The following is a 13,018-nucleotide window of genomic DNA, read 5'->3' on the forward strand; positions in this document are numbered from 1 at the left end:
ACCAACCCCGGCAGTCGAAAAACTTCAAGATACTTCACAGTCTGGACGCAGCCGTCCCCAGTCGATCACATCTCATCGCCCTCGGGCATCGCGCCTTCTGCTCTGCCTGCCTGCACGGCGTATTTCGGATACCGCCTGGCGTATTTCTCCAGCAACCTCTCATACTCCGTGAGAATCTTGTTCCATTGAAATTCTTCTTCAAACCGCCTTAAGCTCGCCGAACTTAAACGATCGACAAGCTCGTCGTCGTCCAACAGTTCGGAGATACAGGCGTTGCATTCTTCGACCGTCGAGAAAAATCTGGCGCTATCTCCAGTCACCCAGCGGTTGAACCGATTGTTATGTGCGATCACCGCGCACCCGGCACCCAACGCTTCCACAAGAGATGGATTCGTGCCGCCCACCTGATGCCCGTGAAGGTAGAAGCGCGCATTTGCGCGAAGCGCGCTAACAGCGGCATGGTCATAGATTGCACCTGGAAAAATTACTTCCTCGCTTGCGGCGTCCAGGACCCTCTGGTGATACGCATTCTGCTGTCCGTTATAACTTCCCAACACCATCAGTTTGGCCTGCCGCCGGCGTTGTGAGAATGCGGTGACGATCTCCAGGATCGAGTTCTCGGCTTCCGGTCTCGCTATGAGGATGCCGTACGGCAAGCCTGCAAGATCATATTTGCTTAACACGGAATGCTGGCGATCGCGCGTTGCCCGGTCAGCGCCGTAGACAATCGTTGTGATCTTTTTTCTGGACACCCGTGTTGCCAGGTGATCGGCAATCGACGGATGGTCGGCTATCAGGTGGTTGCCAACGAGGCAACCAATCCGCTCGTTCAGCCATAGCCAAACTTTCGCCGGTGCGCTCCACTTTATTCGCTGCCACTCAAGTCCGTCCATGTTGAAAATATTGTTTATCCCAGACAGACGAAGCCAGCTTGAGAAAACCGCTGTGTTGTAACCGAGCGTCAACACCACATCGGGCCTCGCCTCGATTACATGACGCACAGCCTTAAAGTCGAACGCCATCGTGCCCCACGCGCCAAGCGCATTCGTGGAAATCGTAACGCGCCGCACGCCTTTCCATTCATCTATCTCGCAAAGGTTCTCGGCACTGTCCGCCTGGCAGTAAACGGTCACTCGCCACCCCTGCTTAACCAGATAAAGTGCCAAACGCTCCGCAAAAGTCTCAAAGCCACCATGCCGCGCGGGAATCCCGCGCGTCCCCAGAATAGCAAGGTCTTTTTTCATTATTTGATTAAGCCATTTAATTTTTAAAAAATCTAACGGAATCAATTTCCCCGAGCCCGCCCAAAAAGGCCTCGCAAATCAATTCTGCCCAATACCTAGATGTCTCGAAAAATTCTCCTGTATCCATTCAAAACCCCGCACATGGACAAAACTATTGAACGAAACAAGGAGAATCGCCCCATCAAATAGTTGAAGCCATCTTCGATAGGCTTATTACGGTCTTTAAAATTCTGGCTCATCAGCAAAGTCCTTTCAGCTTCGATGCTGCTGGCGGGATGCTGCGCCGGATGCGAGAGCACATCGCAAAAAAGCACTTCGCCTTTCGAGCATTTCAAGAGAGAGGCCCAATCGTCCGCCTTGTGCAACAGAGCGGATTGCCTAGCAAGCAAGTCAGCAGCCATGCCTCTAGACAATACATAACAGGCCGTTCGCCACATTTGCCGATAGGAATGCCCGTTGACCGTGAACACACCAGGTTCACTCGAATTTCGCTGCTTGCCGAAAAGCCACCTGCGTGAGCGCAGTCCATCCTGCGCGCCGCAGCAAAGCAAGAAGTCGTTATCCAGTTGCTCCGCAACGCGCCCAATTCGGCTGATGTCTTCGTCGCACCCCTCGACATCATCCTCAAGGATTAAAGCCATCTTTTCGCCGGTATTTAAAAACTGTCGATACGCGTCGAGATGGCTCAGCGCACAACCCACCTCCGCCGGACTCAGCAATTCACCTTTCGAACGATAAAGTGGAGCCGCAAGCTGAAAATACTCTCGCGCGCTCATCGAACGCCCGTCGACCGCGCTTACAATTTCAAATGCTTCTGACGCACGCGGAAATCTGCCTTTTAGCAGATTCCTCCGGGCTTCATCCTGTGGCAGTGAAATCAAAAATGTTTTCATCGTAGGTACTATTCGCACTCAATTCGCACGGCACGGGGATCTATTTGTTTTTTAAAGCACTAGTAATTGTGTTCATTCTGACGGTTCTCCCATTCGAGGCCATGCGTAAAGTCGCTTGCTGGGGATTCCAGACAGGATTTTCCTTAAATGCGTGGAAGGCCCAGCCAAACGAAAGCTGATCCATGACATCAAGCAGGTCGGCGAGATAACGATCGCCGTCATCACCCGATATGACGCTTGCACTAAACTCCCCAATGAAAATCGGAACATGATTTGCGTCACCGTATTGCCTCGCGACCACTAGGGTAGTCTGGATCTTCTTCGCGTCCCACTGCTCTCCCGAGATTTTCCCAGGGTAGTGAACCGCTGCAGAGAACTGCGGCAGTACGCCTTCATGTGTCAATTCCATTGGCGTGTACATATGAGGACTTACAACCATCCGATCCGTACGCGGAAGCTTGAGACGGCTCAATGCGGAAAAAAAACTGTCGTAGCCCCCCAGCGCGTTAAGCTGCCTCGCCGGCTCGATAACGATGTATGCCGTTTTATTGCTGACTCGGATTACCTTGACTAACGATTCGACAAACTTGTTCCAATCAAAATAGTTATTATCGGCTGAGGGTACCGCTGTTACAGGTTCGTTCAACAGGTCAAATCCCAACACTGCCTGGTCGTCGCTTCGATAGCGCTGCGCAATCTCAACCCAAAGCGACTTCAATCTGTTCTGAAGCAAATCGGATGACCAGAAAAGGTCATGCGGCGACGTCGTGTATCGATTCTTGAACCCCGGTAGCGCATGGGGATCAATAACAACGACTAGATGATTCTTCTTCGCAACCTCGATTATGTGGTCAAGTTTCTTAAAAGTCGCCTCATTGCTCTCATACGCGCCGGTCAGACTTAACAGCGGCGAGTCACCGAATGAAACGCGAATCACGCTACAGCCAACGCTCGCGATATATTCAAGATCCGCGTCGGACACATTTGGCGTCACATTAAAACCTCGAGCTGTTGCCCAATCGAATGCGACAGCCGGCATCGAGGTGAACGCCAGCAAGCAAAAGAAAATACCCGAAATTGATTTTTTCGAAATCATTTCACCAGCACTCCTCTCACACCGCAAAAAGCCGTCTTACATGAATTTATGACCTTTCTCCCAATGACAATTCTGGCGAAATCGACGACGAATTTCCTGACACTTACCGCACGAAGCAAAAGTGCGGCGATCAATATTCCAGCCGCCTTGACGCGCTCAGGAAACGGACCATTCGCCAATTCCGGAGCGATTATGATTGCCATGAATCCAAAAATCGCACCTTTCGACAAATGATTCCCATACCGCCTAATCCACTCTTTCGAACCGTCATTATCTACGAGCGAAGAAACACGATTCGTTTTAGTATCCTGATACCAGATCGTCTCAGCACTTTCAATAAACACAAATTCAGCGCCAATCAACTGCAACCGAATCGCCAGATCCCAATCCTGATGCTTTAGCAGTCTCGAGTCGAATAGACAGCTTTCGAAAAGCTCTTTCGACATGAATAGCGAGCTTGTCTGAATGTGCCCCGAATTTTTGAACAGGTAGTCGCCGACCTGTTCTCCACGCCCAATTCCACGGGCTGGTTCCATAAATTCTTTGCCGTTTCGCCTCACCAGCAGCCTTGTATAACAAACAACAGCCTTTGGATTCCCGCGTTCCAAAACGGCTTCCATTTGAGTTGCCAATTTCCCTGCCAACCACTCGTCATCTGAATCAAGAAATGCTATGTATTCGCCACGCGCCAACCTACCGCCTTTATTCCGCGAGGCGCCTCCCCTGAGATTCCTGTCATTTCTTAAGTATCGGACGCGAGGATCGTTTATCGCTCCGACGACTTCCTGCGTGCCGTCAGTTGAGCCGTCGTCTATTACTATTACTTCAATATCCGTCCAGGTTTGCTTAAGCGCACTTTCCACTGCGCGAGCGATAGTAGCCTCCCGGTTGTAGGTAGGAATGACGACACTGATAAGCGTATTGCTGTTCATCATTCCGCCTAGGCACGTTTCTCGGCAAATGTAGAAACTGTCTTTTTTATCCACCCAAAACCCATCAGCCCATAAACTGCCGCCCCTACGGCAGATACCAATATCGCGAGCGGCAACGCGCTCATTCCGATATCGATTAATTTCATCCGCAACATAGTCATGCAAACCATCATCATGGCGCAAATTGCGAGCGGCTTCGAAATTCTCGCAAGCAAATACGAGATGCCTGAATCCAGATGTTTCATGGTTGCGGTCATAGCCACGAAGAAATTAATCACATTTGCAATGGCATACATTGCAGCGACATGATTAACGTCCCTGAAGGAGCCAATAATGAACCCACCAACCTGAAGAACCGTCGCAATCAACCCGAGCTTCATCAATAATTTCGTGTTCCCGGTTGCCATAAAAACAGTGCCGGTGGTACTAACTACTGACTGTATAAATCCAACCGGCGCAAGCCAGGCAAGAACGGGAACTACCGCACTCCACTTCGCGCCGAATACGATGTGCACGAACTCGGACCTCAGGATCCAGATTCCGCACATCAGTGGGCCCGTGATCGTTACGACCATCATGACGGTCTTCAGGTACAGGTTCCGCAGGACAAGTGGCTCATTCTGATGCCGGCTTAATAACGGGAAGAGCGCCCGGGTGGCTACGAACGTCATGTTTTGCAAGGGAAATAACATGACACGATAGGCCTGGGAATAAACACCCAATTGCACCGCACCAAGCAGCTTGCCGACTACGATGCTATCGGCATTTCTGGCGAAATAATTGATCAGATTGAACGCCGTTAAATTTCCGCTATATGAAAATAAGGATTTGAAGGAATCGACGTTGAATTTCCTTACTGGGCACCACCGGCTCAATATCCAGAGTTGAGTCGATGACAGCGCAGCCGCAGAGAGTATCTGCGCCGGCAGGCAAAACACCCCAAACCCAAAATGGGCCAGGAGAATGGCCACAGAGAGGCCTGTTCCCGAAGATAGAATTTCAACCCTTGCAAGCAACTTGAACTGCGATTGACGCTCAAGCAAAGCTTGATGGACAGCGGAGCTCGCGGTGATAGGGAAGCCGAGGGCGAGCAGCCACAACACCTTCGGAAGATTCGGCGACACAAAAATGTATCCGATCAGTGTAGCCAAACCCGCGACCAGTGCTGAAAGTGTCAGCCCGACTCCGAAATTCAGCCAGAAGACCGTGGCTTTTGCATTCTCATCCAACTCATCTCTCTGAACAACAGCAGCCGACGTTCCCAGGTCTCGCAGAAGATTCGCGAGATTGACGACTATCATCGCCATCGCCATTACGCCGTAATCCGCGGGCCCAAGAAGCCTCGCCAGAAATAGCATGCCTAATAGCTGCAATCCCACGCGAGAAAATTGGGAAACGGCAACCCATTTTGTGTTGTTAATAAGTGTCATGGGCCGCCCATAAATCCATATTCTTTAATCATCGCCGCAATCTGCACGTCGTTCTCGTCGCTTCCGAGATTTGACTTCCACAGTGCGACCTCCTGGGAGCCGAGCCAGAATTTGACGGTTCCGCTTGATGGGACCTTTCTGACCAGAATGCCTCTGGCTCTCGCCATCCAGTAAAACCAGACGTCGTCAGCTTGCGGGCACAGGCTTTTCATCCTGTCCACGTTTGTTGCTTCGCCGTCGAAGACGTTAGGTGGATAAAGAACGCCGCCAACTCCAGTAGCAAAATTCAGTGGGTTCTTCTGCAAAGACTCCGAGCACCAATGCCAACTTCTGTATGTATCGGGCAGGCCGTCCGAGTTGGTTTTTACGACATGCATCCGGTGACAAAGGATTTCCGGCGAGCTCTCGTTGTATTGCACAAGCAAGTCAGTCAGCCATGTCCGCCAATAGACAACGTCGTCATCGGCCGTAACCACTGCCATGCCTTTATAGGCGGACAGAGCTGGCACCAGTTTCTTATATGACCTCAAGTTTTCGCAGAAATGAATCTCCAGCCCCCAGCTCTGTAGCGCCAGTACGTTGGCTGGCAAATTCTCCGAATCCTCCTCAGCTATCCAGAGGACCACCGCGGCCGGTCGCACGCTTTGTAAGAGAATCGTCTTGAGCGTTAGATGCAGGGTCCGGAACCTCGGCGGATACGAGGTAAGGCTGACGATAACTCGCCGGTCGAGTTGCCCAGTTCGGCGCATTGCACGGCAAAGAATCCATGTTATTTCTGTCGTTAAATGATCGACCAAGGCTCTCACGACGGAGAAAACCAACTTGACGTCTTGCTTTGCGGTTCGCAATCTGTCTTTCATGACATTACCGAGCGATACAGTGCAGACAACTTCTCGTAATGCGCGGGTCTGCTAAATTTCCTTTCCACATTCTTCCTGCCCGCACGCCCCATTTTTTCCAGATCGAGTTTTCCATATGCCATTTCTTCGACTGCCGTAATGAGCTCGTCGACGTTGCCGGCTTCGACAAGCGTCGAGTCATCTCCGGCACTCAATACTTCAGGTAGTCCGCCGATATCGGCAGCAATCACGGGTTTCCCGTACGCCAGCGACTCAGCAGCCGACAATCCAAAGGTTTCGTACCAAACAGATGGAACAATGCTTGCCGTCGCCCCTCTGACTAAACCGCCCATTTGGTCTCGAGTGGCAAATCCGAAGAATGTCACATTCGGCATAGCGTTCTTCCGGCAATATTCCTTTGCATCCTCATAGGCGCTGCCGACACCCACAATCAGCAGATTGATGTTTTTAATTTTTTTAAAGGCCGCCAGGAGCACCCAGATTCCCTTCTCTTTCTCCACGCGTCCGAAATATATGAAATAGCGGCCCACGCGGTAATCAGGAACTATTTCACCGATATCCACAAAATTATGTATGGTGGAGACCTTGTGCTCCGGAACACCCATACTGATGACCTTGTTTCGTTGAAAATCGCTAACGGCTATAAATCTGTCTATTTTCTCAACCGCCCCGAACATATAACTAACGTAACTTTCGACCATAGACGCGGCCGATCGCATTACGGACCCTCTGTTGCATCGATGTGTGAGAACATTGTGGAACTTAAAATTCGCACACTTTTCGCAAACAGAACCATTAGAGCTGAGTTGATACGTTGGACATACAACTTTGTATTCGTGAATTGTCTGCACCAGCGGTATGGCGTGACTTTTCACTTCAGCCAAAATAGAAGACGAAAGCTTTCCATAGTAAATGTGGCAATGAAATACATCAGGACTAAATTCCTGGATGAACCTCCGAACGGCTTTCTTCGCATCGAAGTTGTAGACGTATCGGAAAACATCGTTCAACCGCGGGGACGAGATTGATACTTCCTTTTTCGGGAAAAATTCCAGCCATTCGCTTGCCTGGTTATCCTTATCCGCACCACAAAACGGTGCAACTTCATGGCCGTAGGCACGAAGCATTTTCTCTGTTTCTATAAGAACCTTGTCAGATCCACCTCGTACGAAGTAGTTCTGGCCAGCCATGGCGATTTTCATGATGCTCCCAGGTAAACCGGTGCATTTGTTTTAGTTAGCGATCGCCGAACAACCTCCCCATTCATCGCCGCAGATATTTCAAACAAATATAGAAATACAATGAAATGGGAATTGAAGCTGACCATTCTCGACTCAAATGTATTTTCAAGAATGAAAATAAACATGTACCCAAAAAACAGGGTGAATGTCTTGTTATTTTTTAGATTCTTAACAAATACAGTGATCAACAGGAAAACAATCACCTCTCCGCACAACCCCAAAGAGTAAAGCGTCTCGATGAATCCGTTATGCGCCGAGGCCACCAGAAACCCGACCTGCGACGTAAAATCCGAACCATCAAGGCTATTCGCCACGCTCAACTGATCAAGTCCGTAGCCCCAGATCGGAGACGCGGCAACTTTCGCGAAGATATAAAGCCAGATTACATTCCGGTTTGAAAATGTTGCGTATTTTTCATCGGGAGAATCCATCCCCAGAGCGATGGCGGCATAGACCGCGAAAGCACTGAGCAACAACAAACCCAGCAGGATCAAAAGACGATAACGATAAATGAATTTTCTTATAAATTTGAAGGTGCATGCCGAATTGAATAGAAACAGCACGGCCACAATGCCGATTGCGGTCGTCGATTGACTTCCAATAGTCAATATAGCGGCAAGAATTGCACTCAAGGCAGCAAACTTGTTCTTCGAGATCAACCAGTACCAGAATGAAATCGAGAATGCGAGCGCCGAGAACGATCCGAGAGAATTTTTATGAGTAAAAATACCTTGCCACTTTCCCAGGTGCTCGCCAACCGCCACTCCATAGTGAGGAATCAGGAATATGTATATAAAACTCGACAACTCGAATATAAGAAATCCATTTATGGCAGCGCGGATCGTCCCGTCCCAGCCGGCCAATTTAATCTGTGTCGCAGCCAACAGATATGCTGCAATCAACAGCAAAGCCGCACCCAAAGATGCCTTGGGCACCTCTGCCCACAATGCGGAGCAGATCGATAGCGCGCCGAGACCCAGCAAGGCCCAATGCGGTCTGATTTTTAACCTACAGAAAATCCACACAAAAAATACAACGGCCAGTGTCACGCCTCCCCAAACAATGGGCAACGCATTCAGAGGGCCGTTATAGGGGATAGCATTGTCCAGGCCCTGATCGCGCGCCCCGCCATCTTTGATCAAACCGATGTATGCGCCGAACGACAGTATCGTCATTGCAAATGCCAAGAATCCAACTATTTTCTTAAGCATGTTTTATCTCAAGGGCCACGCTACCGTTTGCCGGCAGCATTCGATCTGACTTCGAAAGTCCACGCATTCGTGGCCTTCGCCATTTACACTCGTCCCGCTCGCCGCCACTATTTTTTGATGCGGCCGTATTGGTACGTGTAGTAACCGCCGTAATATCTGCCGTAGCCAATAACCCTGCGCGGAATGCCGTTGAAAATGGCCCCCTTCAGCACAGCGCCCCCTTGCCGCAGCCGTCTTACCGCTTCGGCAATTTCAGGCAACGGGTGCTGTCCGTGACGTAGCGCCATGAGCGTCGTGCCCGCCAGTTTCGCCACAATCGCCGCGTCCGTCACCGCAAGCACGGGTGGCGTGTCGACGAGGACAATGTCATACGAAGCAGCCAGTTGATGAAGCAGCTTGGCAAAACGGTCAGCAAGAAGCAATTCGGCTGGATTCGGCGGAACAGTTCCCGTTGTTATCAAGTCGAGGTTTTCCAGTACCTGCCGCCGGGTCGCCTGTTCCACCGTATGGGTACCCAGGATCAACTCCGACAATCCATTCTCCCGGGGCGTGCCGAAGAATTGGTGCAAGTGACCTCGCCGCATGTCCGCGTCGATCAACAGAACGCGCTTTCCTGTTGTAGCCAATACTGCCGCCAGGTTAGAGCCAATGAATGACTTTCCCACGCCCGGGCTTGGGCCGGTGACAACCACAATATTGTTCGTGCTATTGAGCATGGCGAATTGCAACGATGTCCGAAGGCTGCGGACGCTCTCTATTGTTGGATCGTCCGGCCGAACATTGGCAAGAGCAAATATCCCCTCTTCGCCTCTTCGCATTGCGTCTTCCAACGCTGACTGCTGTTCGCTTTGCGGAATTGCTGCGAAGATGCTCACGCCCGTTGCACGCTCAATGACGTCGCCGTCCTCTACACCGCGGACAATCGCCCGGTTGATAAAGGCCGCAACGGTACCAAGAATCAGACCCAGGACGACGCCAAGCACGACAACCAAAGGCCTCTTCGGCTTGACAGGTTTCTCCGGTTGGACGGCGCGGTCCACGATCCGAACGTTGCCGACTTTTCCTGCCTTAAGAACCTTGAGTTGCTGCGCGCTATTCAGTAAGCCGGTGTACAAGTCGGTATTGACAGTAACATCCCGCATGAGTCGCAAGGCGGATTGTTCAAGATCTGGCAGTGCCGTGATGCGGTGCGAGAGCACTCCGACTTGATCTTGCGCTGCGCTAATCTGGCTGTCGATAGTCGCGACGTTATGACTGGCGGGATTGAATCGCTGCAGGAGTTCCATGCGTTTCTGCTTCAACTCAAGCAGCGTAGCATTGGCATCCACCGATTGTTGCAGAACTAGCTTAGCCTCTTCGCTCAAACTAACCGTCCCGCTGCGGTTTCTAAAATTGTTATATCGCTCCTCTGACGACTCCAACTCCTTCTTCAGCGCAGGAAGTTGCTGGTCCAGAAAGACCAGTGTTTTCTCAGTCTCAGCGGTATTCAGTTGAACGTTTTGATACACGTACTCGTCGGCAATCGCGTTTAACGTGTCGGTGGTCTCTTCAGCATCGGTCCCGTCCAGGGTGGTCTCAAGAATGCCAGACTGCTTACCCTGCTCTGCGACAACCAGCTTGTCCTGGAGATCTTCAATGCGTTCCGATTCCGAATAGCGCAGGAGGTTAAATTTCGTGTTCTGGCGGGCATTGAGTGCGCTCACTAGAAACGTAACGGGACCATCATCCACTCGGCCATGAGCCTCATGGCCAACCACGCCATTGAGCACAACGTCGTTATCGTTGTCCAGCAGATGATATTTGTCTCCCCCGTCTGAAACCAACGTGAATTTGCTTTCCACATAGGTTTTCGGAACGTCGAAGCGTTCGACCTTTATTTTCTCGCCACCCCACGCGAAGCTTTCAAGATCAAGGAAGGGTTTGCCTAGAGAACCCACCGGCAAATTTGCCAGATCGTGATCTTCAGCGCGGCGTGCAAGCCAGCGACCGATGACTGGAAAGTATTTCGGCTTTGCATCGATGTACAACTTCAGCTTTGAGACAGTCTGCCCAAGTACCAGCCGCGACTTGAGGATCTCAATTTCCGCCGTCGTTTCAGACTTGGCACCAAGCAGAGGCGCCAAGTCTCCTAATAGCGCCGCGGAGGTATTCGAGTCCTCAACCTGAACAACCATGTTTGCACGGTAAACAGGCTTCGCAATGATCGCGTACGCCACGCTCAGGACCGTTACAACAAGTGTGACAATTAATATCAGTTTCCTGTTGTTCTGAAGCACAGCGATATACTCGCCGATGCTCAGATCATCGTCTGTTTTTTCCTCGATGAGCCGAATGTCTTTTAAATTTGTCATTTTCACATTACCGTTGCGTTCATTTCGCGCAGCGCCACATACCAGTCGTCGAGCGCAGTGTCGATCGTAGACAAGACGTGTTCGAAAACTGAACGGTCTTTACGATGCGGGTCGATCACGTCAATCCCGCGATGATGTCCAAGCCGAAAAACCCGTCCAGTAGAGAAGGGGTAACGAGACTCAAAGAATCGCTTCTGGACTTCGGTCATTACAAATATCACCGTTGCATCCGTGACCATGCTTAGGGTTACCTGACGAGCAATATGTCCATCAATGTCTATGCCTCGTTCCATTAGAAGCTCTCGCGCAAAAGGGTCGGCGCGGTGGCCCACTACCGCGCCAATGCCTGCTGACCTGACACTCAACCCAGGCAGATGATGTAAAAGGATTCCAGCGGCCATGGGGCTACGGCATAGGTTTCCATCGCAAAGGACAAGTACTGATGTGCTCATTTTTGCCTGAGGCATTTCGTTAGGTTTCGTAAACGTCCCATTGGCGCGACTATTTAGTCGCGATCGCAGCCGTCAGCCCCGCATTGATGGCCGGAATGAGCAAGCTCAGAACACGGCTAAATCTCACCAATCCATTGCCATCGACGTAGACAACGTCATTGATTTGCAGATTGAATTGATTAGCGAGAAGCATGGAAACCGGCGATTTTGCGTCAAGATGAAACACCTTAAAGTTTTTGTCGGCGGATCCCCGGATGACGTACACCTGCGACGGGTCGGAACTCGATGTGTTCAAACTACCCGCTTGCGCCAGGGCGTCGCTTAATGTTAGTTTTCCGTCGCGCAAGGGCACAGCAACAGTAGGCTTATTAACCTCACCCATTACGAAAACGCCGCTATCCTCGCGCGAGAGAACTCGCAGGAGGTCTCCTTGACGAAGGACGAGCTTGGCCGGGTTGTATCCTTCCTGAAGGATCCTCGGCAAGTTAATACGGAAGGACTCGCCGTTTCGAATGAGCATCAATCGGCTCTGGTCTGCGGTAGGGCTAAATCCGCCTGCGCGGTTAATCGCTTCGTACAAGTTCATTGGTACGTCATTCAGAACCTGAACACCGGGCGCCCGGACCTCGCCGTCTATGTACACCTGTTTCGAGCGGTACGACGACACACGCACCGTCACCTGCGGATCGTTGAAGGTCTTAGCCAATTCCGCAGTCAGCTTTGACTGAATCTCCTGCGGCGGTAACCCCTCAACGTGCAGACGACCCGCAAACGGAAATTGCAGATTGCCCGACTGATCCACTACGAAGCCGGCCCCGGGATCCGCCGCCTTTTGCGTCGTAGCTGGCGGCTGCGCGCCCTGCGCAAGAGCTAGCTCGGGGTGGTCCCATACAGTGATTTGAAGCACGTCCCCACGGCCGACTGTATAGAGATCGGCCGCGCCACTCGAGTTTTCCAACCGCAAGAACGCCGGGTTCTCTTCTGCTTCGCGCGCCGCCAGGATCGTCGAAAGATCGATGTCAGTGATCGGAATCTTGAGATCGGTAGTGGGTGTTTGAGCGTCACTGCCGTCTTTGAGTGCGACCACGGCCGGGGTGGACATCTTCATCCCCGGGGCAACACTACACGCGGACAACATAGCGAAGGCCGGCAGTACTATCAGGCCGAGACGCACGAATAGTCGTTGGAATCCTCTTTGGCTTTGCGTAAAGCATATGGAACGCATGGACATACGATGTTTCCCCGTGTATCCCGCACTCGCGGGACAATTTATTTTTCGAATGAGGCTTAAACTGTGCTCCATGGCTG

General features: G+C 51.3%; 11 protein-coding genes. All 11 read right to left on the reverse strand.

Translation table 11 applies throughout. The features are described 5' to 3' along the window. Positions 1-65 precede the first annotated feature (65 nt). Positions 66-1,244, reverse strand: coding sequence for a DUF1972 domain-containing protein (locus tag M0D67_RS15365; protein ID WP_266239080.1), 1,179 nt, complete (start codon positions 1,242-1,244; stop codon positions 66-68). Positions 1,245-1,339: 95 nt separating this feature from the next. After that, positions 1,340-2,137 (reverse strand): glycosyltransferase family 25 protein, encoded by a 798-nt coding sequence (locus M0D67_RS15370; RefSeq protein WP_266239082.1) that lies wholly within the window; start codon positions 2,135-2,137, stop codon positions 1,340-1,342. Between the two features lie 40 nt (positions 2,138-2,177). Continuing rightward, entirely contained in the window at positions 2,178-3,233 is a 1,056-nt protein-coding gene (locus tag M0D67_RS15375; RefSeq protein WP_266239083.1) for a glycoside hydrolase family 5 protein, read from the reverse strand. Further along, on the reverse strand, positions 3,230-4,165 hold the full coding sequence (locus tag M0D67_RS15380; RefSeq protein ID WP_266239084.1) for a glycosyltransferase family 2 protein: 936 nt from the start codon (positions 4,163-4,165) through the stop codon (positions 3,230-3,232). Before M0D67_RS15380 ends, M0D67_RS15375 begins: the two co-directional genes overlap by 4 nt. 8 nt (positions 4,166-4,173) lie before the next feature. Next, the gene (locus M0D67_RS15385) at positions 4,174-5,595 is read right to left on the reverse strand and encodes a lipopolysaccharide biosynthesis protein (protein ID WP_266239085.1); all 1,422 of its coding nucleotides are present in this window, start codon (positions 5,593-5,595) and stop codon (positions 4,174-4,176) included. Further along, the gene (locus M0D67_RS15390) at positions 5,592-6,455 is read right to left on the reverse strand and encodes a hypothetical protein (protein WP_266239086.1); all 864 of its coding nucleotides are present in this window, start codon (positions 6,453-6,455) and stop codon (positions 5,592-5,594) included. Before M0D67_RS15390 ends, M0D67_RS15385 begins: the two co-directional genes overlap by 4 nt. After that, positions 6,452-7,657, reverse strand: a complete 1,206-nt coding sequence (locus M0D67_RS15395) for a glycosyltransferase family 4 protein (protein WP_266239087.1) — start codon at positions 7,655-7,657, stop codon at positions 6,452-6,454. Before M0D67_RS15395 ends, M0D67_RS15390 begins: the two co-directional genes overlap by 4 nt. After that, positions 7,654-8,907 carry an O-antigen ligase gene (locus tag M0D67_RS15400; RefSeq protein WP_266239088.1) on the reverse strand — a complete coding sequence of 418 codons (1,254 nt, stop codon included), beginning with the start codon at positions 8,905-8,907 and terminating at the stop codon, positions 7,654-7,656. The genes M0D67_RS15395 and M0D67_RS15400 overlap by 4 nt, the downstream gene beginning before the upstream one ends. A gap of 107 nt (positions 8,908-9,014) precedes the next feature. Beyond that, complete coding sequence (locus M0D67_RS15405; RefSeq protein ID WP_266239143.1) at positions 9,015-11,258, reverse strand: polysaccharide biosynthesis tyrosine autokinase; 2,244 nt, start codon at positions 11,256-11,258, stop codon at positions 9,015-9,017. 2 nt (positions 11,259-11,260) lie between these two features. Then, a complete protein-coding gene (locus tag M0D67_RS15410) occupies positions 11,261-11,725 on the reverse strand; it encodes a low molecular weight protein-tyrosine-phosphatase (RefSeq protein ID WP_308112578.1) in 465 nt (154 codons plus the stop codon). A 34-nt stretch (positions 11,726-11,759) separates the two neighbouring features. After that, a complete protein-coding gene (locus tag M0D67_RS15415) occupies positions 11,760-12,812 on the reverse strand; it encodes a polysaccharide biosynthesis/export family protein (RefSeq protein WP_308112579.1) in 1,053 nt (350 codons plus the stop codon). Positions 12,813-13,018: the final 206 nt, after the last annotated feature.

The organism is Paraburkholderia sp. SECH4 (assembly GCF_030511745.1).
Lineage (GTDB): Bacteria > Pseudomonadota > Gammaproteobacteria > Burkholderiales > Burkholderiaceae > Paraburkholderia > Paraburkholderia madseniana.

Excerpts from the sequence above, each read along its gene's own strand:
- M0D67_RS15365 (WP_266239080.1), bottom strand. The coding sequence starts at position 1,244 with ATGAAAAAAGACCTTGCTATTCTGGGGACGCGCGGGATTCCCGCGCGG.
- M0D67_RS15370 (WP_266239082.1), bottom strand. The coding sequence starts at position 2,137 with ATGAAAACATTTTTGATTTCACTGCCACAGGATGAAGCCCGGAGGAAT.
- M0D67_RS15375 (WP_266239083.1), bottom strand. The coding sequence starts at position 3,233 with ATGATTTCGAAAAAATCAATTTCGGGTATTTTCTTTTGCTTGCTGGCG.
- M0D67_RS15380 (WP_266239084.1), bottom strand. The coding sequence starts at position 4,165 with ATGAACAGCAATACGCTTATCAGTGTCGTCATTCCTACCTACAACCGG.
- M0D67_RS15385 (WP_266239085.1), bottom strand. The coding sequence starts at position 5,595 with ATGACACTTATTAACAACACAAAATGGGTTGCCGTTTCCCAATTTTCT.
- M0D67_RS15390 (WP_266239086.1), bottom strand. The coding sequence starts at position 6,455 with ATGAAAGACAGATTGCGAACCGCAAAGCAAGACGTCAAGTTGGTTTTC.
- M0D67_RS15395 (WP_266239087.1), bottom strand. The coding sequence starts at position 7,657 with ATGAAAATCGCCATGGCTGGCCAGAACTACTTCGTACGAGGTGGATCT.
- M0D67_RS15400 (WP_266239088.1), bottom strand. The coding sequence starts at position 8,907 with ATGCTTAAGAAAATAGTTGGATTCTTGGCATTTGCAATGACGATACTG.
- M0D67_RS15405 (WP_266239143.1), bottom strand. The coding sequence starts at position 11,258 with ATGACAAATTTAAAAGACATTCGGCTCATCGAGGAAAAAACAGACGAT.
- M0D67_RS15410 (WP_308112578.1), bottom strand. The coding sequence starts at position 11,725 with ATGCCTCAGGCAAAAATGAGCACATCAGTACTTGTCCTTTGCGATGGA.
- M0D67_RS15415 (WP_308112579.1), bottom strand. The coding sequence starts at position 12,812 with ATGTCCACCCCGGCCGTGGTCGCACTCAAAGACGGCAGTGACGCTCAA.